The following is a 24132-nucleotide window of genomic DNA, read 5'->3' as shown; positions in this document are numbered from 1 at the left end:
CTTGTACGTGTCACTGTGGGTTGTGAACCATCACTTTCGTGGGGCGCAGAACCTTCTCACCCATGCGGTATCCGGGCTGCAGAACCTGGCCGATCACAGGGTGGTCGACATCCTCACTGGCTTGTGCCATCAGCGCCTCGTGCAGCGAGGGGTCGAAGTCGTCCCCTTCCACGCCGTAGCGTTCCATCGCGAACTGACTCTTGAGAACTTCTTCAAGTTTGTTAGCGATCGCTGCGAAAGGTCCGTCTTCGAGGTCGCCGTGCTGACGCGCTGCGTGAATATCATCGAGGACGGAAATCAGCGCTTCTGCCACTTCCTGCTGACCGCTCACGCGGTGGGCGGATGCAGCTTCCTTGGAACGGCGCACGTAGTTACCGTACTCCTGGTTCAGGTTGTACAGGTCGGCGCGTGCCCGAGCCAGGTCATCATCCAGCTCTCCGATTCGTGCCATTGCCTTGGCCAGCTCGGTATCTTCGACATCATCCTCAAATGCGGACATATCGTCGGTACTTGCTGGCGCAGCATTGGCGCCATCAGCCAATTCGCTGTTTGCATCGTCTGCGCAGACATCGGAGGTGCCGTCAGATTCATTGGACGTGGTGCCATCGCGAGGGGCGGTCGAAGCTGAATCGTCTGCATCTGAGTTTTCGCGTGCTGAGCCTGCTGGTTCACACGCATCACCTGTGTGCGACGCATCGGCCTCACGGGCGGCAGCGCCATGCTGTGAGGCGCTGCCGGTGCCGTTGCCCTCGGCGTGTGCATCTGACTGTTTGCCGGATGCACACGCGTTCTGGTCGGTGGGACCCGATGGCGACACGCGCGGATCAGACTCGGAGGGCCCGGTCTGGCTCTTGTCGTTCATCGGTGTCTCACTCACTTGTCGTCGTCCTCCTCATCAACGATTTCAGCGTCAATGACGTCGTCATCGCTCGATGATGCATCTGCCTGGCCGGCGCCGGCCTGCGGACCGTCTGCCTGAGCCTGGGCCTGGTCACCCTCGGCCTGCTGCGCGGCGTAGATTTCCTGACCGATCTTCAGTGATGATTCGTCGAGCTTGGTCATAGCCGACTTCACTGCTTCGATGTCGTCACCCTCGAGCGCCTTCTTGACCGCGTCGATATCCGTCTGGACCTCGTTGCGCGTACCTTCTGACACCTTGTCGCCGTCATCCTTGAGGAATTTCTCGGTCATGTAGACCTTCTGCTCGGCCGTGTTGCGTGTTTCAGCTTCCTCACGACGCTTCTTGTCATCGGCGGCGTGCGCTTCAGCTTCCTTCACCATGCGGTCGATCTCATCCTTAGGCAGGGCAGATCCACCGGTAATGGTCACCGACTGTTCCTTGCCTGTGCCACGATCCTTTGCGGAGACGTGCACGATGCCGTTGGCGTCGATGTCGAAGGTGACCTCGATCTGCGGCTTGCCGCGAGGTGCCGGGGCGATGCCGCCCAGTTCGAAGGTTCCCAGCAGCTTGTTGTCGCGGGCGAACTCGCGCTCACCCTGGTAGACCTGAACCAGCACGGATGTCTGGCCGTCTTCCGCTGTGGAGAACAGCTCCGAGGACTTCGTCGGGATCGCGGTGTTACGTTCGATCAGCTTGGTCATGAACCCGCCCTTGGTTTCAATGCCGAGGGACAGCGGGGTCACGTCGATGAGCAGAACGTCCTTACGGTCGCCCTGGATGACGCCGGCCTGCAGGGCTGCGCCGATTGCCACAACTTCGTCGGGGTTGACACCCTTGTTCGGTTCGCGACCGTCGGTCAGCTTGCGGACCTCTTCAGCCACTGCCGGCATACGGGTGGAGCCACCGACCAGCACAACGTGGTCAATGTCGGAGACCTGGATACCTGCGTCACGAATCACGTCGTGGAACGGCTGCTTCGTGCGGTCAAGCAGATCAGAGGTCATTTCCTCGAACTTGGCGCGCGAAAGCGATTCGTTCAGGTGGATAGGACCGTCAGCCGTCATCGACAGGTACTGCAGTGAAATGTTCGTGGTCGAGGCCGAGGACAGCTCCTTCTTAGCCTGCTCAGCAGCTTCCTTGAGACGCTGCAGCGCGACGGTGTCCTTCGACAGGTCAGCGCCTGACTTGGACTTGACTTGCTGGATGAGCCAGTCAACGATGCGCTGATCCCAGTCGTCACCACCGAGCTTGTTGTCACCGGCAGTTGCACGCACCTGAATGGTGGAGAATCCGTCATCATCCTTGCCGATTTCCAGCAGGGACACGTCGAACGTGCCACCGCCAAGGTCGAAGACCAGAATCAGTTCATCTTCCTTGCCTTTTTCCAAGCCATACGCCAGAGCTGCTGCGGTTGGCTCGTTGACGATGCGCTGAACGTTCAGTCCGGCGATCTGGCCGGCTTCCTTCGTGGCCTGACGCTGCGCATCAGAGAAGTATGCGGGGACGGTGATGACCGCATCGGTCACCGGTTCACCGAGGTATTCTTCCGCGTCATGCTTGAGTTTGCCGAGGATACGCGCGGAGATTTCCTGCGCGGTGTAATCCTTATCGTCGATGGACACTTTCCAGTCGGTGCCCATGTGGCGCTTGACTGACGAGATGGTGCGGTCAACGTTTGTGACGGCCTGCCGCTTGGCCAGTTCTCCGACGAGGACTTCGCCGGTGCTTGAAAATGCGACGACCGAGGGAGTGGTGCGCGCGCCTTCGGCGTTGGCAATAATGGTGGGCTCGCCACCTTCCAACACCGCAATAGCGGAGTTCGTTGTTCCCAGGTCAATGCCAATTGCTCGTGCCATTGAATCTATCCTTCCAAGTTGAGTCTGTTGCACTCAAGTTTAGAGGGAGGATGACGCCATGGCAAGTCCTACGACCTCAAACTTGAGTCTAATATGCTCAACTTCATCGCGGTGAGGCTTATTCCCTCGTCACATGTGAGCAAGCCGACACAGCCTCCGGACACATCACCTTGCGATCGGGCACCCTCGCAGGCACCGTGACACAATTCCCCTATGCAATGTGGGTATTTCGAGGCCGGGCTGTGCCATTCGTGCGCCCTGCTGCCCACACCGTACGAACGTCAGCTTGCAGACAAGGATGCGAAGGTTCGTCGCGCCCTCACTGAATTCGGCACGCCCGATCTGCAGTGGCTGGCACCTGCTGCATCGCATCAGAGGGATTTTCGCTCCAAGGTGAAGCTCGTGGCGGGAGGGACACCCTCGGACATGCGGCTGGGAATACTGGGGGCGGATTTGAACGTGCAGGACCTGCGAGACTGCCCGATCGTCGTGCCTGCAATCCGCGATCAGCTCCCCCGACTTGCCCGTTTGATCGAGCACATGCGCATCGAACCGTACAGCGTCAAACGGCGTCGAGGCGACCTTAAGTACGTCATTGTGACGGCAGGCGATGACAGACAACTAATGGTGCGCTTCGTGTTGCGCTCGCGCCGCCACATGTCGACTCTGCGCACTCATCTTGATGCAATCAGACAGGCGGTGCCGACCATTCGAGTGGTGACGGCCAACATTCATCCCACGCACGCAGCATTGGTCGAAGGGCCGGATGAGTACGTCCTCACCGACGAGGTAACACTGCCGATGACGGTTGGACGGACGCGACTGCAGGTTGGGCCGCGCTCCTTCACTCAGACCAACACGCGGGTGGCTTCAGCACTGTACATGCAGGTGGCGAGCTGGCTGACGGATGTAGATGCTCGCAGCGTGTGGGATCTGTATTGCGGCGTGGGCGGGTTTGCGTTAAATGCTGCAGCCGCGGGTGTCCAGGATGTGACGGGCGTGGAGATTTCCGGCGATGCTGTCGAGGCTGCGAAGAACGCTGCGCAGCACCTGGAGGTGGCAGCAAGGCGTGTGCGCACGCGTTTCATTGCGGCGGATGCGACCAAGTGGGCGCGAGAGCAGTCCGAACGCACGGTTCCAGATGCTATCGTGGTCAACCCTCCCCGACGCGGGCTGGGTGAGGAGCTTGCGACGTGGCTCAACGGGTGCGGAGCGCACCACATCGTGTACTCGTCATGTAATCCGGCAACACTGGTTGAGGATCTCGCGCACATGCCGTCGTATCAAGTGAGTCAGGGACGCATTTTTGACATGTTCGCGCACACCCGCCATGTCGAGTGTGCGGTTTTGCTTGAAACACAGTAAGGGCGAAGGTTTGCTCAATATACGATAAGGGAGCGGACCTGCTTGAAAGACGTTTGACTGCTCAAGTCTGCTCGATAGGAGCGCGGACGCCCCCTGAAATACACACAACCCCCACAAGGAGCGACACAACTTCCCCATCCACATGAGCCGACGCGCATTTATCATTTTGTTACCGACGGCCTGATTCGCGCTGGTTACACTGAAAACACCATTGAGATTAGCGGCTTTGCGAGAAAGTCATGTCATGCTCTTTCGGGCTCATACGTGAGGTCGTTCAACTCCTCGATCCCCGCGTCCACGAAACGAGGCGTCACGATGAAGGCGTTGTATCAGAAAAGTGAAATAACGTTCGCAATCATCATGATTGCTATCTACGTCGGCGGGACCCTCGTTGCACAGCAACTCACCGACCAGATCGGGATCACAGCGTTGATCCCGGCGATCTTCCATATCGCCCTTGTCGCAGTTCTTGCGTACTGGATTATCTCCAATGGCCTGGCGAAAAAGTACGGGCTTATCAAGCCGCCCTATCCAGCCGACAGAGCCTGGTTTTTCCTCCCCATTTTGATCGTTGCCACCAGCGGATTGATCACGGGTTTTGACTTCCGGTACACCGCTGTCGAAACCATCCTTTTCATTGTCTCGATGACGTGCATCGGTTTCCTGGAAGAAGTAATCTTCAGAGGTTTCCTCTTCCTGGCAATGGCGAAAAGCAATTTGATGGCAGCCATTATTGTGTCGTCATTGACGTTCGGGCTGGGACATATCGTCAACCTGCTCAACGGCGCCCCGCTGATGAATACACTCATGCAGATCGTTTTTGCAATCGTCGTCGGCTTCACCCTTGTATTGCTGTTCTACAACGGAAAGAGCTTAGTTCCATGTATCGTCTTCCACAGCCTGAATAATTCTCTGGCCATCATCGAAAAAACGAGCGCCGATGCGGCCTCGTCGCTGTCAATGAGCGAGACGGCCTTCAACGCAGCGCTCCTGTCGTTCTGCGTTGTGCTCTTGGTGGTGTACTGCACCTTCTGTCTGAAGAACCTGCGCGTGCGCGAGGATCAGCAGCTGCACGAGAGGCAGGATCTGGCCCACTGAAGGCGTTGCCTCTCAGAGCGCCGACAGACATGTGAACGTCACATACCCGACCGTCGCAAGCGCGAGCGTCACGCGCCCACGCATCGCACGCCTGAGCATCACGCACCCAAGCGTCACACGCTTGAGCACCACGCGCCCGAGCGTCACTGGCACGCACGGCGGGCGATCGTGTCACAATGCTAGGGAGATTGCGCAACCCACAGGAGGCCTCATGGCGATCGAACGCGTCGATGATTTTTCGCCCGAACTGACCGAAGCAATGAAGCTGCTCGTCCCTCAGCTGTCCCGCTCATCAGCGCCGATGGAGGAAGGCGCTATCCGCGACTTTATTTCTCAACCAGGTGTGTATCTGTTTATCTATCGCACCGATGAGGCAGCGGGCGATGTGGCTGCCGGTCAGATCGCCGGGATGCTGACACTGGCCACTTTCACAATTCCCACCGGTTTGCGTGCCTGGGTGGAAGATGTGGTCGTTGATGACAGTACGCGCGGCCAGGGTGCCGGCCAGAAGCTGGTTGAAGCAGCGGTTGACTTTGCCCAGGAGCTTGGCGCACGCACGATTGACCTGACATCGCGTCCCTCGCGCGAAGCAGCTAACCGCCTGTACAAGCGGTGCGGTTTCGAGCTGCGTGAGACGAACGTGTACCGCTTCTCCGCCGGCAAGTAGTTCGTCAGCGGTTCTTTGCCCGCAAGCAGGTTATCAGCGGCCGCACGTCTAGGCGTCCTCGTCTTCCTGTTTAATCATTTCACTTTGCCGCGCCCCCATCTCTGCGCGCAGATCCAGACCAATCTGCTTAACGCGGCGACGTTCATCTGCAGTGGCGACTGCACCGAATAGCTGAGCGCCGTGCTCCTGAGTGATGACAGCGGCTTCTTGCTGCGTGCACTTTCCCTCGGGCGTCAACGACACCAGCATTGATCGTCTGTCCGAGGACGACGGGGTGCGCTCAACAAGACCGAGCTTTTCCAGACGGGCGATCGCGCGTGTCATTCCTGAGCGGGTGAACACCGACAAGCGTTCGGAGGAAACAGTGGCTGCGCTCGACCACATGGCTCGCCGCACAGTCGAGATCGCCGGCAAGCTGAACTCCTGAGCCTCACTCGCGTGTTCGACGGCGGTTCGCGTCGCCTCGAGCACACTGTGACGCAGTTCCTTACTGGTCGTCGCCTGTTCGTTCGGCAGGATTGACGAGGGCGACTCCACCGGCGTTGTTCCATCGCCTACCATGGAGTCATGTCCAACGTGAAACCTGCCGGCACGGCGACGGCCAGTGCCTTTACCTGCGATTATCTGTCTTTTCTGAGCGATTCCCCGTCCTCGTACCACGCCGCTAACCTCATTGCTCAACGTTTGGAGGATGCGGGGTGCGTGCGCCAGCGCGAAACTGACGCGTGGGATACGGCACCGGGTGGACACGTGGTTGTCCGCGACGGTGCCGTTATTGCGTACGTGATCCCCGAGTCTGTCACTGACTCGTCTGCGTTCCGCATCGTCGGCGCGCATACTGACTCCCCTGCTCTCGTGCTCAAGCCGTCTGTGCAGGCCACCACCGCCGACGGGTGGGGGCAGCTGTGCGCAGAGATTTACGGCGGAATGCTGCTGAACTCGTGGCTGGATCGCGAACTCAAAATCGCTGGACGCATTCTCACGCAAGGCGGCGAGCAGCGCCTGGTCGCAACCGGCCCACTCGCACGCATCCCGCAGCTGGCCATCCACCTGGACCGTACAGTGAGTGACAAGGGCCTTGTGCTCGACAAGCAACAGCACATGAAGCCCGTATGGACTGTTGACGAGGACGACGCGTCGGTCCTTGATCTCGTGGCTCATACGGTCGATCTGGATGACGCCGATCAGATCGCATCCTTTGATCTAATCCTGACTCCCTCGCAGGGGCCTGCCGTCTTCGGATCGCACGGACAGTTTGTCGCTGCTGGCCGTCAGGATAATTTGTCATCGGTGCACAGCGGCCTCACCGCAATAGAGCGCCTACTGGCTGACGGCATCAGTGGCAACGATGTACTGATTTTCGCCTGCTTTGATCATGAGGAAGTAGGATCGTCAACCAGTTCGGGGGCGGCCGGGCCGTTCCTCGAAGACATTCTGCGTCGCACGGCGGCGAGCCTGGGTCGAGACTTTGACGGGACGGCTCGGATGATGGCCGCCTCATCGTGTATCTCTGCTGATGCCGGGCACAGCGTGCATCCCAACTATGCTGATCGGCACGACCCTGACAACCGCCCGGTGATGGGCCGCGGACCACTGTTGAAGTTGAACGCCAACCGCCGGTATTCCTCTGATGCTCCCGGGATCGCGTTGTGGAAACGCGCGGCTCAGGCAGCTGACGCCCCCTGGCAGAATTTCGTGTCCAACAACTCGATGCCATGCGGCACCACGATCGGCCCGATCACGGCGACGCGTCTGGGAATCTGCACGGTCGACGTCGGGATCGGTTTACTGTCGATGCACTCGGCTCGCGAAATGAGCCACGTCGCCGACCTTGAATCGCTCAGTGCAATTCTGGAGGCCTACTGGCGCGGAGCCTGAGGCACGAAAGCGCTCTGCGCAGCGCCCTGCGCTCTGGCTCCCAGCTGCCTTCCTCCAGCTTCCTCTCGCGCCCGGCTGTCTCCACTCCCCCTCTTGTCCCCAACTGCCGATTTGGACGACGCGTCGACTGATGTGCGCGCAGACAAAAGCTCCTGACCTGCACAAACAGTGGCAGGATTGCAACACCCCCGCCCTATAGTCGACCGAGATCGACAGTTGGGTCAATGAAAATGGACGTACACAACAGGTGCGGGCTACAGCTCACGCGCTGCAGCCCGCACCTGACACAAAGTTAGAGAACTGACAAGAACAAGACCTTACTTCGACTTTTGGCCGGTTGTGATCTGAACCGGAACGTTGTCAGCGATGGCCTTGGAATACGGGCACAGCTGGTGCGTGCGAGTCGCCACGCGCTTGACCGTCTCATCGTCGAGGCCAGGAATCTCAACATTGATCATGACTGACAGCGCAAAGGATTCACCTTCAGGCCCGATCCCCACGGAGCAGGTAACCAGCGAATCAGACGTGTCAACTCCGAGTTCTTTTCCAGCAAGTGCAAGCGCACTTTGAAAACATGCGCCGTAGCCTGCGGCGAACAACGCTTCTGGGTTCAGTCCCCCACCGGGGCCACCCATCTTTTCCGGGATACGCAGATCGGCCTGGAAGTCCAGCGTCGGAATCGTGACGGCTCCGTCGCGACCTCCCGTGCAATCGGCTTCAACTCTGTAGACGATTTTTTGAGGTGTATGTGCCATGAGCTCAATCTCACCACGTCCCCGATCTGTCGGCAAGTGCCGTTCCAGTCGGTGAAACAGTGCCACACGCTATCTACCCTGCTGGCCAAGCGTGCTCTCCACTAATCCCCAATCTCTCCACTAATCCCCCATAACCGGCACGCACGGTGAATCTGCACGCCTCGAGCGGAAGTGGTTGTGTCTCACACTGTCCTATCTACGAACGGTTAGAAGCTGCACACTTTGGGCCTATGGAGTACTACCGATTGAACACCGCCGACCCGTCTTCACCTGACAGTGCCCGCTTAATTGCAGTTCGGAAGCGCTCATTAGTGGGAGGCAGGTCATTGGCTGGGAAAAACGCCGCTTCTGTGTTCTCGCCGTCGGCAGGCCACGGCTCGCCCTGCTTCCATTCACACACGAATGAGCAGTCCAGATAACTCGACACATCACCATTCGGGTAGGTCACAGGCCCCACGACCTCCACCGACAAGAGGCGCTGCGCAACCGCTTCAACACCGGCTTCTTCACGAATTTCACGTTCAGCTGCAGCAGCCGGTTCCTCGCCTGGATCCACGATTCCCGTCACGGGCGCCCACTTGCCGTTGTCAGCACGCTTGACCATCAGCACTTCAACATCAGCCAGGTCAGCGTTCGCGCCGGTCACCCTCGCCAATAAGGAAGACGCAGCGGGACGCAATACGACTGCCGTGCACCCTGGTATCCACAGCGGTGCGTGTCCGATTTTGGAGCGTAATTCAAGGACAAAAGGAGGAGTTGCCATGCATCTACCCTAGTCGCTCGTGACGCAAGCTAACCCCGCTCTGCCTCGAACTGGCTGATCTGACCGATACGGCGGACGTGGCGCTCCTCGTTGGAGAAAGGCTCGTCGAGGAAGAGGTCGATCAGGTGAATCATTTCCTCCTCGGGGTGTTGACGGGCTCCGAGCGCGACAACATTCGCATCGTTGTGCTGGCGGGCCAGCAGCGCGGTCGATTCGTTCCAGACGAGGGCGGCTCGCACACCGTCGACCTTGTTGGCGGCGATCTGTTCACCGTTTCCGGACCCACCCAGCACGATGCCGAGGGCGTCTTTTCCTGCCTGCCGGTCCGCGACAACGGCCTGCGCGGCGTGAATGCAGAAAGCGGGGTAGTCGTCTTGCGGATCGTAGGACTGAGGGCCATGGTCGTGAACCTCGAATCCGCGCTCCCGCAGGTGTTCCTGAATCGCGTGTGACGCATCGAGCCCCGCGTGATCTGTAGCAATGTGGACGATACGAGGAGTGCTCATGTCGAGTCCTTTCATCATGGTGAAGCGGCGTTGCTGACGTGAGGTCTGTACAGTGACCTGTTCCAATCGTAGCCATCGCATCGGCCAGATCCCAATTGGTTCGCACCTGTGTGCGTCGTCCGCCACCCGTCCGGGGTGCGCGTTCGCACAGGATGCAGCCGTGCTGGTTGGTCACGCCGTCCGCCACCCGCTCAAGGTGCGGAAGGTAGAGCGGCTCTTCTCGTTCTAGGATCTGTCTATGAGCAACCACGATGCTGAATACGGTTTTCCGGCTGAGAGCGCTGATCCTGCGCACGCGGAAGTGCCGATCCCTGCGGGCGCACTCAGCGACCAGCCCTTCGTGCGGGTCGATACGTGGTTGTGGGCGACTCGGCAGGTGAAATCGCGTTCGGCTGCGACGGCTGCCGCCCGCGCCGGTCACGTGAAAGTCAACGGTGAGGCAGCGAAAGCCGCACAGAAAGTCAGAGTCGGCGACGAAGTGCGCCTGCGCGTCGAAGGATTCGATCGCGTGCTGGAGGTGCGTCACCTCCTGGCTAAACGGATGGGCGCCCCTATTGCGCGGCAGTGCTACGTTGATTTGTCGCTTCCTCGGCCCCGCCTCTCAATTCCGGTGGCTCGGCGCGAAAAGGGTACAGGTCGCCCCACCAAGAAAGAGCGTCGCGAACTTGATCGCCTGCGCGGACGCGACTCATCGATCCGCTGGCGTTAGCCACCCTCGCTCAGCTGAGCACGCCGCGCCGCGCTCAGCCCTCCTGCTCAAAGGCCTCATGCAGTGCCTTTTTCCACGACCGGTAGCGCTGGCGAATCGTGGCGCCTGACACGATCCGCTCGCCCGCAGCCCGCTGCTCAGAGGCCCACTCGCAGTAGTTCTGATAGGTCAGACGATCCGACACCTGCGAGCTGGAGGATTCCTCACCAGATTCTTCGCGCAGTTCGTCGTTAAATTTGCGCAACGCCTTCATGATGTCCTCATCACTGAAGCGTGTGGCTCCAACCCGCCTGCCTGAATACGTCGCAACTCCCAGACGGGACAGAGCTGTGTTCCACCTGCCGTCGCCAACACGCGTGGCGACAGTGCGGGCGGTCGGTGGCCACAGCGCCATTCCGGCGATCGATCCTACGTTCCAGGCTTCCAGCAGAGCCGAGCGGGCGCGGTCAAAATCAGCCACAGAGATCGACGCCTGAGAGGCCTCACCAGGCACCTTGTCATTCACCTGTGTGACCCACCACACAGTACGAACGATGTTTTGTGCGATCTTCTCTGCAAGTTCATCCGGGTGGTCGAGACCATGATGACGGATAACAGGCTCAACAATATCGTCAATTTCGTGCCAGGCATGAGGCGTGCCACCCTCGGTCAGAGGAACAGCTTCAGTCGGTTCACCATTATTCGCAACATATTCAGCCACTTTCCCGGCATGAACATAGGCGAGCACCAACCAAAAACCTGCAATAAGCTCATCAGGTGAAAAAGCAGGTGTTCTGTATGACGTAAACATAGGCACGTCGGAAGTTTACTCGATTAACCTGAAATGTCCATCGGTCACGCAACAGCGCAAAAACGCCATCGTGAGCATGATGACACAGCGTCTCTTACCATATGTGAGTGCGTGAAAACGTCACGCACTTCGATGGAATGGAAAACGCGTGCTTTTTCGTTTTGTTTGGCGCTATCTGCGTACACGCCTTCTTGAAGTGATCGGCATTATCGTGCTGCAGGTAATCGCAACCATAGCCGCACTGAATCTGCCGAGCCTCAACGCCCGCATCATCGATGAAGGCGTCGCACAAGGTGACACTGACCTGATCTGGAAACTCGGCGCAATCATGATGGGGATCACTCTCGTCCAGGTGGTCACCACTGCGTTCGCTGTCTACTTCGGCGCCCGTACGGCGATGGGTCTGGGCGCCTGGGCACGTCACCGGCTCTTCACTCATGTGCAGTCGTTCTCCGCTCAGAACATGCATGACTTCGGTGCCCCTTCCCTGATCACGCGTTCCACCAACGATGTGCAGCAAATCCAGATGGTCACCCTGATGACCTTCCTTATCATGGTGCAGGCACCCATTAACGGCATCGGTGGAGTCCTGATGGCTGTGCGCCAAAATCAACGCCTCTCACTATTGCTCCTGGTCGTCGTCCCCATCCTCGCGGTCGTTGTCGGCATCATCATGGCGTTCCTCGCACCGCAGTTCGCCCGCCTGCAAAAACGCATCGACACGATGAACACTGTCCTGCGCGAAGAACTCACCGGCATCCGCGTCATCCGCGCATTCGTGCGTCAACCGTTTATCCGCGAGCGCTACGACTCGGTCAACGCGTCTGTACGGTCGGTCTACCTGCGCATCGGTATCCTCTTTTCGATCATGTTCCCCTCGGTGACGCTGATCATTTCGATGTCATCGGTTGCAGTGGTGTGGTTTGGCGGATCCCTGATCGACAGCGGCAACATGCAGATCGGCGCGCTCTTCGCCTTCATCAATTACCTCGGCATGATCTTCATGGCCGTCATGATGGCCGCCATGATGTTTGTGATGGTGCCTCGCGCCGGCGTCGCCGCACACCGTGTCACCGAGGTTCTTGACGCAGCTCCCACAGTTGTCACGCCCGCGGAAGCCCAGTCCCCCTCGAACATGGCGACGCACATTGACGAGGGCGACGCTGCCGCATCCGAAGATTCTCACCACGACACCACCCTTGACCAGGGCCAATGGGTGTTCAGCCTTGACCACGTCAGCGTGCATTACGACGGGGCACTCTCACCAGTCCTGGATGACATCTCGATCACTCTGAAACCAGGAACGACAACTGCAATCATCGGCTCAACTGCTTCAGGCAAGACCACGCTGGTGAACCTGTTGCCGCGCCTGATGGATCCCACAGGCGGAACTGTCCGGGTCAATGGCATCGATGCGCGCGATATCGACCTGGCTCAGCTACGCCAGCGCATCGCGATGGTGCCGCAGCATGCGTACCTGTTTTCCGGCACCATTGCGCAGACAGTGTCCGGTTTGTTGGACGTGACACGAACCGACAACCTGACAGACGAGCAGCTTTCCAGGGTGGAGCGCGCACTCGAGGGCGCTCAGGCCACAGAGTTCGTCTCCAAGCTTGATGGCGGCGTGAATCATGAGGTCGATCCGGGTGGGTCGAACTTCTCCGGCGGTCAGCGTCAGCGCCTGTCGATTGCGCGTGCCCTGTACCGCGATGCCGACCTGTATATCTTTGACGATTCTTTTTCCGCGCTGGACTACGCCACAGATGCGCGCCTGCGGGCAGGTTTATCTGATCACACCGGCAACGCGGCGATCGTGGTGGTGGCGCAGCGCGTTGCATCGATTCGGCACGCCGACACGATCATCGTGCTGGAAGATGGTCACATCGCCGGTCGCGGCACGCATGAGGACCTGATGAAAAGCTGTACGACGTATCAGGAAATTGTTGCCTCACAGCTCAGCGAGGAGGAGGCAGCATGAGCACTGATTCTCAGCCACAGCGCCGGCGCCGCGGCGGGCAGTCCAACCGTCCTCGCGGCAACCGCGGGGTCGCACCTGGAGGCAAGTCGAAGAACTTCTCCGGCTCGTTGAAACGCCTGATCAAGTCACTGCGACCCGATGCATTCATTCTTTTCATCACGTTGCTGGCATCTGCAACGTCGGTGGTTCTGTCAGTGATTGCACCGAAGATCCTCGGCCGCGGCACAGACATTATCTTTAACGGCGTCATCGGGAAGATGATGGCGGACGCGCCCTCGAAAGAAGCGGCAATCGAGGCGATGCGCGCCTCGGGTCATGATCGTTTCGCTGACATGCTTTCTGCGATGGACGTCGTGCCCGGCCAGGGAATCGACATGAGCCAGTTGGGCAAAGTCCTGCTGACGGTGTGCGCAATCTACGCCGCCTCAGCGTTGGTGGGGCTGGTCGGTGAGATTCTGCTGCGCATTGCCGTTCAGAACGCCGGGTGGCGGATGCGCAATGAGATTCAGCGCAAGATCGAACGGCTGCCGCTGAGCTACCTCGATCAGCATTCGCGCGGTGATCTGATCTCTCGCGTCTCCAACGACGTCGACAACGTCACGCAGGTCATGAACCAGACGCTCTCCCAGTTCTTCCAGTCAGTCCTCACCGTCGTCGGCATTGTCGCCATGATGGTGTCGATGTCGTGGAAGCTCACGTTGTTGGCGATGGTGATCATTCCCTTCGGTGCAGCGATCGCCGTCTACCTGATGAAGAAGGCGCAGCCGCAGTTCGTTGAGCAGTGGAATGCGACCGGCGAGGTTTCCGGCGTCGTGGAGGAAGCGATGACGGGGCACGAGGTCGTTGCGCTGTACGGATTGGAAGAGCGTTTCACCGACGAATTCAACGACGCCAATACGCGGCTGTATCACTCATCGTTCAAGGCGCAGTTCATCTCCAACCTGATGATGCCGTTGATGGGGTTACTGTCCAACGGGTCGTACGTGGTGGTCGCCGTGGGTGGCGGGCTGATGGTCGCCAACGGTGGAATGACGTTGGGCCAGGTTCAGGCCTTCATCCAGTATTCGCGTCAGTTCTCGCAGCCTCTGGGCCAGTTGGCGTCGATGGCGAACTCCCTGCAGTCCGGTATCGCTTCGGCTGAACGCGTCTTTGAGTTCCTCGATGCACCTGAGATGGAGCCGGATAACGGGGCGTCGTCGTTCGCGCTGGCCCATGTGGAGGGCACTGACGAAACGCCAGAAGCTGCCAGCAGCCAGACATCCTGGGACGGTCAGGCAAGCACGGCAGAAAATGAGCACGTGCGCGGGCACATCGTCTTTGACCACGTGCGCTTCGGCTATTCGCCAGATAAGCCCGTTATCAAGGATCTGTCGGTGGAGGTACAGCCTGGCCAAACTGTCGCGATCATCGGGCCAACGGGTGCCGGAAAGACCACACTGGTGAACCTGCTCATGCGCTTCTACGAGCTGGACTCCGGTGCGATTCGGATCGACGGCGTGGATATTTCGACGATCAACAAGGATGTTCTGCGCTCCCATATGGGGATGGTGCTGCAGGATACATGGCTGTTCGAAGGCACGATTGAGAAGAATATCGCGTTTGGGCGTGAGGGCTCCACACCTGAGGACGTCAGGCAAGCCGCGAAGGAGACGGCGGCGCACCGCCTCATTACGCAACTTCCCAATGGGTATGACACGAAGGTTGCCGACCAGGACGACCAGATTTCGGCCGGTGAGCGCCAGCTTTTGACAATTGCCCGCGCATTCATCGCGCACCCGGACCTGATGATCCTCGATGAGGCAACATCCTCGGTTGATACGCGCACCGAGGCACTGGTACAAAAGGCGATGGATCAAATCAGCCAGGATCGCACCTCGTTTGTCATTGCGCACCGCCTGTCAACGATTCGCGATGCGGACCTCATTTTGGTGATGGAAGACGGCGACGTGGTGGAAACTGGCCGTCACGTGGAACTGTTGGAACGCGGCGGCGCGTATGCCCGCCTCTACCAGGCTCAGTTTGCGGGCCCAGCAGTGACGGACGAGGACGATATCGCATAGGCTCATGAATGGACGCTTGGGCACGTAAGCTGAAGTGGAGCACGTGCCCGAGCATGTTGACAGATCATGAGAGGAGCCAGCCATCATGGCGACCGCATCGGCAGACATTCCACAGATCCCCACGCTTTCCCTGGCCACAGGAGCCACGATTCCTCAGCTGGGTTTTGGAACCTACAAGATCACTGAGCATGTCGTCGAAGCAGTGTCCAACGCGCTTGCCCTGGGGTACCGCCATCTCGACACGGCACAGATGTACCACAATGAGGCCGAAGTCGGTCAGGCCTGGGCACAGTCAGGCGTTGCACGTGAAGAATTGTTCATCACGACCAAGCTGGACAACCCCAACCACGAGCCTGATGTGGCGCGCGCCGCGTTCGCACAGTCACTGAAGGATCTGCGCACCGATTATGTGGACCTGTTCCTGATCCACTGGCCACTGCCCACGCTCTACGGCGGCGACTTTGTCACCACGTGGAAGGTGCTCGAGGAGTTCTACGAAGACGGCCGAGCCCGCGCCATTGGCGTGTCCAACTTTGAGCCGCACCACCTGGAGGTACTGCTGGAGCAGTCCAGTGTCGTCCCGATGGTCAACCAGATCGAGTCACACCCCTACCTGCTCAACCAGGAGGTGCATGACTTCGATGACAAGCATTCGATCATCACTGAAGCGTGGTCGCCGCTGGCGCGTGGCCGGGCAGCATCTGATGACCGCCTCAGTGAAATCGCGCACGAGGTCAGTGAGCAGGCGGAGCGCGACGTGTCAGCTGCTCAGGTGGCTCTTCGCTGGGCTTTGCAGCGCGGCGATGTCATTTTCCCGAAGTCCGTGACACCGGAGCGACAGCGTGCCAACATGATGCTCTTTGATTTCGAGCTCACCGATCAGCAGATGGCTGCGGTGGCCGCCCTCGACGAAGGGGAAGAAGGCCGCACGGGTGCTCATCCTGACGTGATGGATCGTCTGTGAGCGCGCCACCTCCCTACGCGCCGGAAAAGTCACGTTCGCACACAGGCCTGTGGATCACGCTTGTGGTGATCGTCGTGCTCGCCGCCGCCCTGGTGGGTGCAGACCGCTACCTGGCACACCGCGTCGAAAGTGACCTCGCGTCTAGGGTTGCAAGCGCGCCCGGTGCCGTCACTGCCCCTCAGGGAACCACGGACGAGGGGGGCGCTGCTGACGGCGAGGATGGCGTTGACGTGTCAGTTGTCGATATCCCGTTCCTCACGCAGGTTCTGGGTGGGGCGATTTCGACGCTGGATGTGCATGTGCCCGGATGGGACGTGGATGTGTCCGGGAGCCAGTTACGGCTGAACGATATCGACATCAGCGTGCACAATGTCGGGACGTCCTCGCCCTACCACGCGCAGTCGGTTGAAGGCACCGGGCGGGTCAATCAGGATTCGTTGCAGCAGGTCCTCGATGACCAGCTGCCTCAGTACATCTCAATGCCCGCTACTGTCAGCGTCACCGATGAAGGCGTGAGCCTCGGCATGGAAATCCTGGGCCAGCAGGTCACGGCGATGGCAACACTGGCGATCGGTGACAACGGTCGATCCCTGGTGATCACGCCCACCACCATTCAGGCCGGAGCGCTCAATCTTCCGCTGGATGACCTGCTGACGGAATTCAATCTGGACGATCTGCGCGTTCCACTGGATCCGCTGCCATCCGGGCTCATGATTTCGTCACTGCAGACCTCGGACAGCGGCCAGATCACCGCAACGCTGACCGGCACAGACATCGACCTGGAGACACTCTTCCGATAATTGCGAAACCGCATAAGAAACCACCCGCCTGCCGGACTTATTTCAGATCCCAGCAAGCGGGTGGTTCTCTCTTCAGCTAGTCGTCGGATCGATGCGGATCCCGGCCAGGCAGCGCTTCAGTGCCGCGGCCTTCCGCCCTCAGCTCCTCGACTCCTCGCACAGAGGCCGACCTCAGTTTTCGTCGGAGTCGTGCGCGTCGGCTTCGATGGTCTGCGCTCCGTCATGAGCACTGTCCTCCACCGCAACAGCGATCTTGCGCGGTTTGGCAGCTTCTGCGACCGGAATGGTCAGCGTCAGAACACCGTCACGGTACGAAGCGGAAATTCCGTCCAGAGCCACTCCGTTGCCCAGTGTCAGCTGACGGGCAAACGCACCGGATGGGCGCTCGTGAGAGAGCCACTGAATGTCTTTCGCGGTCTCGGCTTTGCGCTCAGCACTGATGGTCAGCGTGCGCTCTTCCACGTCGATGTCGATCGTGGAGGGGTCAACGCCGGGCAGATCCATCTTCGCGATGAACTCATCGCCGCTGCGGTACAAATCCAGCGGCATGCCGGGGTTGGCCGGAGCCTCACGCATCACTGAGTTGAAAATACGGTCCATGTCACGCATGGGATCAAAACGAGTCACCATAACAATCTCCTTCACTTGTCCAAGGCGCTCGGCCCCCTCGTGACCGCACCTTGGTGGCTCCTCCCAGAGCCTCTGTTCGCTTGATGGTTCTAGTCTGCATCGACGAGGATGACTCCGCAAGCAAAGTTGAGTCTCTTTCACTCAAGGCTGAAAGTTGACACACCTAGACTCAACTTTCAAAAGCAGCTGCACGTGTCGATACCTCGCTGTGACGATCACCGAATTGCAGGCCAATGTCCCCCAACAGAAGTCCCTTCAACTCGCAGGTCTTCATTGTGAGACACCCTCGCAAACAGACGACGCGATCGGTATTGTCGAAGACATGTCCGGGTTAAAAGATCTTGATTCAGTTCTTGCAGCGCTTGACGCCACCCCACAGGGTGTCTACGTCTTTGCGTCAGTTCACTCCATTCCTGAGGGGCTCCAGCCTTTCGCAACAATCCAGGAAGAAGAAGGCATCACCGTTGTCGTCGCTGAAGACGATGCGCGCGAAGCTGGCCTGCCGATGGATGAACGCTATGCTCTGATCACGTTGGGCGTGCATTCCGCACTGGATTCAGTGGGCATGACCGCCACCATCACCCAGACACTCGCATCGCGATCCATCAGCTGCAACGTGATCGCCGGCTACTACCACGACCACCTTTTTGTTCACGTGGATCGAGCAACGGAAGCGGCATCCATCCTCGACAATCTGGCACGTCAGGCACGAGGCTGGCTGCCACCAGCCCAGGCCTAGTACCGCGCGGTGCCGCGCAGATACGGATCTGGCCACGCCATCTCGGAGCGAAGACGCACCGCCCATACGTGCGGCAGCATCGGATCAGTCAGAAGTGGGCGCCCCACTTCGATCATGTCGGCGCGACCGTCCACCAAAACCTGTTCAGCCTGTTCAGCTCCCGTAATAAGGCCCGCGGCTGACACCGGCACATCGGTAATTCCTGCATCATGCAGGCCTGTGCGGACAGCCTCCGCGGCGAACACCTGATATCCCACACCACCGTGGATACGGGCATCCGGCACGTTCCCACCCGTTGACATATTGATCATGTCCACGCCGCGAGCGCCTTCGTGAGCACTGAACTCAGTGCCGGGGCGTGCCAGTTCACGGGCAAGACGTACTGTTTCTTCCAGTGTCCAGCCGTCGCGACCGTCCTCGGGGTATTCCTTCGTCCAGTCAGTGCCCGACAGGCGCACACCCAGGACGACCTCGTCGCCAATGCGTGAACGGATTTCCTGTGCTATGCGGCGCAGGAAACGCGTGCGACCCTCGAAGTCACCGCCCCACTTGTCAGTGCGTGTGTTGGAAAATGGTGAGAGAAACTCGTGAATCAGGTAGCCGTGAGCGCCGTGGATCTGCACGCCGTCGAAACCTGCGCGCATGGCCCGCTCTGCCGCGTCACCAAACGCGCGGATCAGGCCGTCAATTTCCTCACCTGTTAACTCACGAGGCGTCCCCAACCGCTCATTGAACGCCACGGCCGACGGGGCAACGGTTTGCCACTCAAGTTCATGGTCGCGTTGATCCGAGATCGGAAGGTCACGCCCTGCCTGGCGTGCCCAGCGGCGAGAATGTTCCACCGCCCAATCCACCGGATCTGACGCCTTACGTCCGGCGTGGCCGAGTTGGATCAGGGCAGTCGAACCGCCAGCGTGGATCGCGTCAGCTACGCGCGCAAAGGCCGGGATTTGCTCGTCCGAATGCAGGCTCAGGCAGTACGGGGAGATACGCCCCTCGGGCACAACCCCGGTCGCCTCGACAATGACGGCTGCTGCACCGCCGAGCGCCCTCGCACCATAATGCACCACATGCCAGTCGGTCGGCTGCCCCATCGTGGGGCCTGACGGGAGGGCGGAGTATTGACACATCGGAGGCATCCACACGCGGTGTGCAATGCGGCGCGCTCCCACTTCAATCGGTTCAAACAAACGCACACGAGCCATGCGTCCACCCTACCGATGTTCGGCGTCCTCACGGTAGCCCGACAGCAGTGCACCGCCGAACTCGCTGAGCGCATACATGGAATCTGGATGGTACAGCCGCGAAGCGGCGTCTGCCTCGTTACCCCTGATGAGAGGGCGAACATACGCCGCAAGAGAACAGGAAATTGCTGTCGAGCCTGTGCCGGGCCCGTCAGATGAGGGCGAGTGCGACTACGCTAGGAGGTATGGCGAAGGAGCAAGAGACCCACGACCGGGCCATTGTGCGGCTAGCTGATGGCACCGTCAAACAGACGAACCTGCTGTCCGGCACTGAAGTGTGGACCGTTCCCGGCCGGGGACACCGCCCTTTATCCGTGCCAGTTGAGACGCCCGAGCAGCTCGACCCAGATCAGCACGGCAAATACTGCGCCTTCTGTGAGCAGCGCTATCTGGAGACTCCACCCGAAAAGGCTCGTCTGATTCGCGACGAGGACGGCAACTGGAAACAGCTCGAAGCACTGCCAGCCGATGAGCTGACGTCGACTGTCGCTGAGTTCCGCCGCATCCCAAACCTCTTCGAAATCGTGTCCTACAACTACTGGCACCTCAACCACGGTCACGTTCCATCTGAAGCTGAGCACCGTCGAATGGCTGAATACCTGGCTTCCTCGACTGGCTATGACCACGTGATGCGGGTTGTGCGCGCGCGGATGATGGCGGGCGGCATGTCCGAGGAGGACTTCGATGCTCTGTCCGATTCAGAAAAGCTCCAACAGGCGAACGGGTTTTTCTCCGGTGGTCACGACGTGATCGTTGCGCGCCGACACTATGTTGATGGCGCGACGGATAATACGCAGCTGGCGGGGTCTGGCACCCTCACCCCGGAGGAGCACTATCAGTACACGGCATTCACTACCCGCGCGATGGCTGACCTGTACGGGTTGGATCCTGCTGTCAAGTACGTGGCAGCGTTCCAGAACTGGCTTAAACCGGCCGGCGCGAGTTTCGATCACCTGCATAAACAGCTGGTCGCAATTGACTCTCACGCGGTTCAGACTGAGGCAGAGCTTTCCCGCCTGCGAGCGCAGCCGGATCTATACGACGACATTTTCTCGGTCGGTGTCACGCGACGCCTGCTGATTGCGCAGAATGAGCACGCCATTGCGCTGGCCGGTTTTGGTCACCGCTACCCCACCATTGCGATCTGGCCGCTGGGCGAGCCGGTCAACCCATGGCACGCCTCCGATGAGCAGGTTCGCGGAGTTTCTGACTTGCTGCATGCTGCGCACGTGGCCACCGGGGTCGACGTGCCATGTAACGAGGAGTGGTATCACCGACCGCCCGGGGTGTCGACGCCGATGCGGTGGAGGATTTTGCTCAAGTGGAGAATCTCCACATTGGCCGGGTTCGAGGGCGGCACTCGCATCTACCTCAACACGATCGACCCGTGGACTGTGCGCGAACGCGTTGTGAAGCGCCTGCTCGAAGAGCGCGGAAAGGGCACGATTGCACCGATGAAGATCGGTGATGAATGTTCGGCTGATCCGAGCCTGCTGCACGGCGAGGGGTGACACTCTGCCCGTGCGGGCCTGTTCGCGCGGCGCGGCCCGACCTTGGGCTTCGAGTGCGCGCAGACCTGCTCTGCCGTTCAACGCCTGACGCGCTATCCAACTCGACACCCCGTGTCCGCATCTGCACCGCGCAAACGGAGCAGTGGACACCTCAGCCTCAAACGCTGGGTGCCTCAGCTTCAAACGCTGCGCCGCTCGCGTCTCGCAATTTGAGCACATTCCCCCATTAATCTGAGAATTACCTGAAAACTCTTGATTATGGATTTGATGCCCGCTACTGTGTGGAGAACGTTATTCCGATCAGGGGTGATCCGGTAATCATTCCACCGAAGGAGATGAAACATCATGGCTTCACGTTCACAGATCGCACGAATCGGAGCTGTTTTGGCCATTGCAGGTGTTGCGGTCGCGGGCTGCTCAGGTGGCGGTGCGTCAGACGGTGGCGACATGTCAGTGCCGGGCCAGTCAGAGGTAACTACGGACACCACGACCCAGAGCTGACCCCGTCGCTCTGCGAGTGATCAGCGACTGAGTTATTCGTAACCCCGGTGCCTCTGCTGTTTTTCGAAGCAGCAGGGGCACCTTCTGTCACTATCACCCCATCTCTCGTATCTCCTCCACCCGCTCACGTCCCCTCCCCCACTCGCGATCCGCAAACTGACCGCACCACGCCATCTGCTCGCCTCGCGCCCCCGTTTCGGTTTTCCCGCGCAAGACACTCTCTCAGATCTGTCGGCTCGCTCGCCTCGCGCCCCCATTTTCAGCTCTCCGGCAGGCAGTGCTTCCTGGTATCTGCGTGCCTGCGCGCACGATGCCCTGGATTTACCCCTCGCGAGTGCACATTCCCCTAGATCTAACCTCCACGGGTGCACATTCCCCTAGATTCTCACTCCTTTTTGCACAATCCCCTAGATCTAACGCCCGCACATTTCACCGCGTTTGTGAACATGCAGGTCACAGGGCATTCTATTTTTCGAGGGTGGCCCCGCCCGCTGTTGATCTAGGGGCTTGTGCATCTCAGCGCCTTAGATCTAGGGGCTTGTGCACCACAGCGCTTTAGATCTAGGGGTTTGTGCACGATGGAGCCTAAGATTTAGGGGTTTGTGCAGCACACAGGCCATGATCCGATCACTGCTCGACCCCGTGACAGGACCACGACGCAACCGGCCAAGCAAGAATCAACCGACTGAGGCAAGAATCAACCGGCCGCGACAAGCGCCGACCGATTGACGACATGACGCATTTCGGGGCGGATCGGCACCATGGCCGCGCACCGCACCGATATTGCAATGCCGGGAAAGCCGCCAAGCGCTGAAAGCTACAGGGAACCGAAAGCCCCCGAGCTGGAGCCGTCAGGAATCGAAAGCACTCGACCACTTCGGTTGGAGGTTTGACGAGGCGGACCACTGCTCCTCACTCAATTCCAACGCGCTATCTACGGGAGCTGCCACCCAACTCAATACGCTGTCGCTTGCCAGAGCGGCCGCCTGGTCACCCGGCCATGCGGCCGGCCAGGCAACAGCGTCAAGCGCCATAATGCGCTGTGCCATTGCGCCTTGCACGAAGTCGATCCACGCCTGCGCCCCGGCAGTGGGCAGGGAGCTGGCAGTAGGCAGGGAGCTGGCAGTAGGAACAGTGCCCGCAGTAGCTTGAGCCCCAGCAGTAGGCTGGGAACCCCCAGTAGGCTGGGCACCTGCGGTGGGAACGGTGCCCGCAGTAGCTTGAGCCCCGGTCGGAGCTTGGTCACCCGGCCAGGGCGCGACGAACATGGAGCGCTTCACGCAAGTTCCACCGATCAGCGCACCATATGATTCAACGCCGGTGTTGAGCAGCAGCGGCGCATGCGCCAAGTCAGAGGCGGCGACCACGGAATAGTAGGACGGCGCTGCTGTCGACGAGGCTGCTTGGTTGCTTCGCGACGAGGCTGCTTGGTTGCTTCGCGACGCGCCCGGCTGGTTACCTTGGGATCCGGCCGCCTGGCCGCGCGCGCTTTGAGTTCCCGCCGAGCTATCTTCCGCCGCACTATCGCCCGTGGCGCTGTCGCCAGTTGCGCGCTGGCCACTCGCCCCCTGGGTGTCCGCACTCACAGGTGCCCCGTGGTCAAGCACGCTCCACGAGGCGGTCGCGCCACTCCCCATGTCGATTCTCACGCCGCGCTTCGCGGCGTCCTTCCACCAGGTCGGAGCTTTGTCACCCTTCACGCTCGCCGTTGCCAGCATGAACGCCCTACCGGCAGCAGAGGTCACCGGGTCGGGAACAGTAAACAGCGCGGCATGCGCGTCATCAATCAGCTCATCAAAGGAGGCGGCAGCTTTCCCGCGATTAGCTTCGATAAACAGTCGATCGACCGCGGCGCACACATCATCACGGCCATAGACCGTTGCATCTTTCAGTCCCAGATCGGCCAGGTCGGCCGGATCCAGTCCCATCAGCACGTCGGGAGCACCCTCGTCAATAGCGGACAACAGGCTGCCAGCTTCACCACTGCGGCTGATGGGGAGAATTTCGGCCTTGAAGCCGCTGCGTTCGGTGAATTCCTCAAGTAGACGCAGGGGCAGCGAAGCCTTGCTATCTGCTACCACGCCGATGCGCACGGTTCCTGTTCCGCGTGTAACGGCAGGGCCTTCGTCAGGTCCAGGGGCATCCTCGGGCCACGACTGGCGCAGCGAATCAGCGGACTGGCTGGTATCGCCTGCTGCGCCCGACATTGACGAGGGGGACGCGCCATCGGCCGACCCGACTGACTGGCTCGACGCGAACGGGTCGGTCACCGCGGTTGGATCGACTGAGGCGGTGCAAGCGCTCAGTGCAAGGGCGACACTCACGCACGCTGCCGCGCCTAGATACATGGGTCGGCGCGCGGATGGGTGTAGGCGCGCTGTGCTGAAGCGTCCTTGTGGCGCAGTGTTCATCGCGGC

The 24132-nt window shown here is 59.9% G+C and carries 22 protein-coding genes; 12 read left to right on the top strand and 10 right to left on the bottom strand.

The features are described from left to right. Nucleotides 1-10: 10 nt before the first annotated feature. Nucleotides 11-877 carry a nucleotide exchange factor GrpE gene (locus tag AC1EJZ_RS02525; RefSeq protein WP_480293894.1) on the bottom strand — a complete coding sequence of 289 codons (867 nt, stop codon included), beginning with the start codon at nucleotides 875-877 and terminating at the stop codon, nucleotides 11-13. Continuing rightward, nucleotides 874-2757 (bottom strand): molecular chaperone DnaK, encoded by a 1884-nt coding sequence (dnaK, locus tag AC1EJZ_RS02520; RefSeq protein WP_285014890.1) that lies wholly within the window; start codon nucleotides 2755-2757, stop codon nucleotides 874-876. Before dnaK ends, AC1EJZ_RS02525 begins: the two co-directional genes overlap by 4 nt. A gap of 213 nt (nucleotides 2758-2970) precedes the next feature. Between dnaK and AC1EJZ_RS02515 the strand changes: the two genes are divergently transcribed. The 3 genes from AC1EJZ_RS02515 to AC1EJZ_RS02505 all read left to right on the top strand — a co-directional run bounded on the left by AC1EJZ_RS02515 (nucleotide 2971) and on the right by AC1EJZ_RS02505 (nucleotide 5887). Next, a complete protein-coding gene (locus AC1EJZ_RS02515) occupies nucleotides 2971-4122 on the top strand; it encodes an RsmD family RNA methyltransferase (RefSeq protein ID WP_480293893.1) in 1152 nt (383 codons plus the stop codon). A gap of 315 nt (nucleotides 4123-4437) precedes the next feature. Beyond that, nucleotides 4438-5220 (top strand): CPBP family intramembrane glutamic endopeptidase, encoded by a 783-nt coding sequence (locus AC1EJZ_RS02510; RefSeq protein WP_070727954.1) that lies wholly within the window; start codon nucleotides 4438-4440, stop codon nucleotides 5218-5220. 211 nt (nucleotides 5221-5431) lie between these two features. Further along, entirely contained in the window at nucleotides 5432-5887 is a 456-nt protein-coding gene (locus tag AC1EJZ_RS02505) for a GNAT family N-acetyltransferase (RefSeq protein ID WP_070727957.1), read from the top strand. Nucleotides 5888-5935: 48 nt separating this feature from the next. Here AC1EJZ_RS02505 and AC1EJZ_RS02500 read toward each other — a convergent pair whose 3' ends face one another. Continuing rightward, the gene (locus AC1EJZ_RS02500) at nucleotides 5936-6448 is read right to left on the bottom strand and encodes a MarR family winged helix-turn-helix transcriptional regulator (protein ID WP_070727689.1); all 513 of its coding nucleotides are present in this window, start codon (nucleotides 6446-6448) and stop codon (nucleotides 5936-5938) included. Nucleotides 6449-6454: 6 nt separating this feature from the next. Between AC1EJZ_RS02500 and AC1EJZ_RS02495 the strand changes: the two genes are divergently transcribed. Next, nucleotides 6455-7765 (top strand): M18 family aminopeptidase, encoded by a 1311-nt coding sequence (locus AC1EJZ_RS02495; RefSeq protein ID WP_480289560.1) that lies wholly within the window; start codon nucleotides 6455-6457, stop codon nucleotides 7763-7765. A 317-nt stretch (nucleotides 7766-8082) separates the two neighbouring features. On the opposite strand, the gene AC1EJZ_RS02490 is transcribed toward AC1EJZ_RS02495, so the two are convergent. The 3 genes from AC1EJZ_RS02490 to AC1EJZ_RS02480 all read right to left on the bottom strand — a co-directional run bounded on the left by AC1EJZ_RS02490 (nucleotide 8083) and on the right by AC1EJZ_RS02480 (nucleotide 9789). Then, nucleotides 8083-8520: an Ohr family peroxiredoxin gene (locus AC1EJZ_RS02490; protein ID WP_480293892.1), complete on the bottom strand. Its 438-nt coding sequence runs from the start codon at nucleotides 8518-8520 to the stop codon at nucleotides 8083-8085. A 238-nt stretch (nucleotides 8521-8758) separates the two neighbouring features. Continuing rightward, a complete protein-coding gene (locus AC1EJZ_RS02485; protein ID WP_480293891.1) occupies nucleotides 8759-9283 on the bottom strand; it encodes an NUDIX hydrolase in 525 nt (174 codons plus the stop codon). 29 nt (nucleotides 9284-9312) lie between these two features. Continuing rightward, nucleotides 9313-9789: a ribose-5-phosphate isomerase gene (locus AC1EJZ_RS02480; RefSeq protein ID WP_058237894.1), complete on the bottom strand. Its 477-nt coding sequence runs from the start codon at nucleotides 9787-9789 to the stop codon at nucleotides 9313-9315. Between the two features lie 238 nt (nucleotides 9790-10027). Between AC1EJZ_RS02480 and AC1EJZ_RS02475 the strand changes: the two genes are divergently transcribed. Then, nucleotides 10028-10498 (top strand): RNA-binding S4 domain-containing protein, encoded by a 471-nt coding sequence (locus tag AC1EJZ_RS02475; RefSeq protein WP_082628591.1) that lies wholly within the window; start codon nucleotides 10028-10030, stop codon nucleotides 10496-10498. A 34-nt stretch (nucleotides 10499-10532) separates the two neighbouring features. Here AC1EJZ_RS02475 and AC1EJZ_RS02470 read toward each other — a convergent pair whose 3' ends face one another. After that, nucleotides 10533-11294, bottom strand: a complete 762-nt coding sequence (locus tag AC1EJZ_RS02470; RefSeq protein ID WP_480293890.1) for a hypothetical protein — start codon at nucleotides 11292-11294, stop codon at nucleotides 10533-10535. 142 nt (nucleotides 11295-11436) lie between these two features. Between AC1EJZ_RS02470 and AC1EJZ_RS02465 the strand changes: the two genes are divergently transcribed. From AC1EJZ_RS02465 to AC1EJZ_RS02450, 4 genes are all read left to right on the top strand, one after another. Beyond that, nucleotides 11437-13266, top strand: a complete 1830-nt coding sequence (locus tag AC1EJZ_RS02465; protein ID WP_480293889.1) for an ABC transporter ATP-binding protein — start codon at nucleotides 11437-11439, stop codon at nucleotides 13264-13266. Beyond that, complete coding sequence (locus AC1EJZ_RS02460) at nucleotides 13263-15326, top strand: ABC transporter ATP-binding protein (RefSeq protein WP_480293888.1); 2064 nt, start codon at nucleotides 13263-13265, stop codon at nucleotides 15324-15326. The genes AC1EJZ_RS02465 and AC1EJZ_RS02460 overlap by 4 nt, the downstream gene beginning before the upstream one ends. Nucleotides 15327-15411: 85 nt before the next feature. Next, nucleotides 15412-16290, top strand: coding sequence for an aldo/keto reductase (locus AC1EJZ_RS02455; protein ID WP_480293887.1), 879 nt, complete (start codon nucleotides 15412-15414; stop codon nucleotides 16288-16290). After that, nucleotides 16287-17090, top strand: coding sequence for an LmeA family phospholipid-binding protein (locus AC1EJZ_RS02450; RefSeq protein WP_480293886.1), 804 nt, complete (start codon nucleotides 16287-16289; stop codon nucleotides 17088-17090). The genes AC1EJZ_RS02455 and AC1EJZ_RS02450 overlap by 4 nt, the downstream gene beginning before the upstream one ends. Nucleotides 17091-17261: 171 nt before the next feature. Here AC1EJZ_RS02450 and AC1EJZ_RS02445 read toward each other — a convergent pair whose 3' ends face one another. Further along, nucleotides 17262-17720 (bottom strand): Hsp20/alpha crystallin family protein, encoded by a 459-nt coding sequence (locus AC1EJZ_RS02445; RefSeq protein WP_058237304.1) that lies wholly within the window; start codon nucleotides 17718-17720, stop codon nucleotides 17262-17264. A 322-nt stretch (nucleotides 17721-18042) separates the two neighbouring features. Between AC1EJZ_RS02445 and AC1EJZ_RS02440 the strand changes: the two genes are divergently transcribed. Continuing rightward, nucleotides 18043-18459 carry an ACT domain-containing protein gene (locus tag AC1EJZ_RS02440; RefSeq protein ID WP_070727963.1) on the top strand — a complete coding sequence of 139 codons (417 nt, stop codon included), beginning with the start codon at nucleotides 18043-18045 and terminating at the stop codon, nucleotides 18457-18459. Here AC1EJZ_RS02440 and AC1EJZ_RS02435 read toward each other — a convergent pair. Continuing rightward, nucleotides 18456-19664, bottom strand: coding sequence for an oxidoreductase (locus AC1EJZ_RS02435; RefSeq protein WP_480293885.1), 1209 nt, complete (start codon nucleotides 19662-19664; stop codon nucleotides 18456-18458). The two genes, AC1EJZ_RS02440 and AC1EJZ_RS02435, sit on opposite strands and share 4 nt — an antisense overlap. A gap of 224 nt (nucleotides 19665-19888) precedes the next feature. Between AC1EJZ_RS02435 and AC1EJZ_RS02430 the strand changes: the two genes are divergently transcribed. Then, nucleotides 19889-21214 carry a DUF4921 family protein gene (locus AC1EJZ_RS02430; protein ID WP_070727727.1) on the top strand — a complete coding sequence of 442 codons (1326 nt, stop codon included), beginning with the start codon at nucleotides 19889-19891 and terminating at the stop codon, nucleotides 21212-21214. 345 nt (nucleotides 21215-21559) lie between these two features. Further along, nucleotides 21560-21715 (top strand): hypothetical protein, encoded by a 156-nt coding sequence (locus AC1EJZ_RS02425; RefSeq protein ID WP_480293884.1) that lies wholly within the window; start codon nucleotides 21560-21562, stop codon nucleotides 21713-21715. An 851-nt stretch (nucleotides 21716-22566) separates the two neighbouring features. On the opposite strand, the gene AC1EJZ_RS02420 is transcribed toward AC1EJZ_RS02425, so the two are convergent. Next, a complete protein-coding gene (locus AC1EJZ_RS02420) occupies nucleotides 22567-24126 on the bottom strand; it encodes a hypothetical protein (protein ID WP_480293883.1) in 1560 nt (519 codons plus the stop codon). Nucleotides 24127-24132 lie beyond the last annotated feature (6 nt).

The organism is Pauljensenia sp. C0170B5 (assembly GCF_056590195.1).
This window is presented reverse-complemented; position numbering and strand designations above follow the sequence as displayed.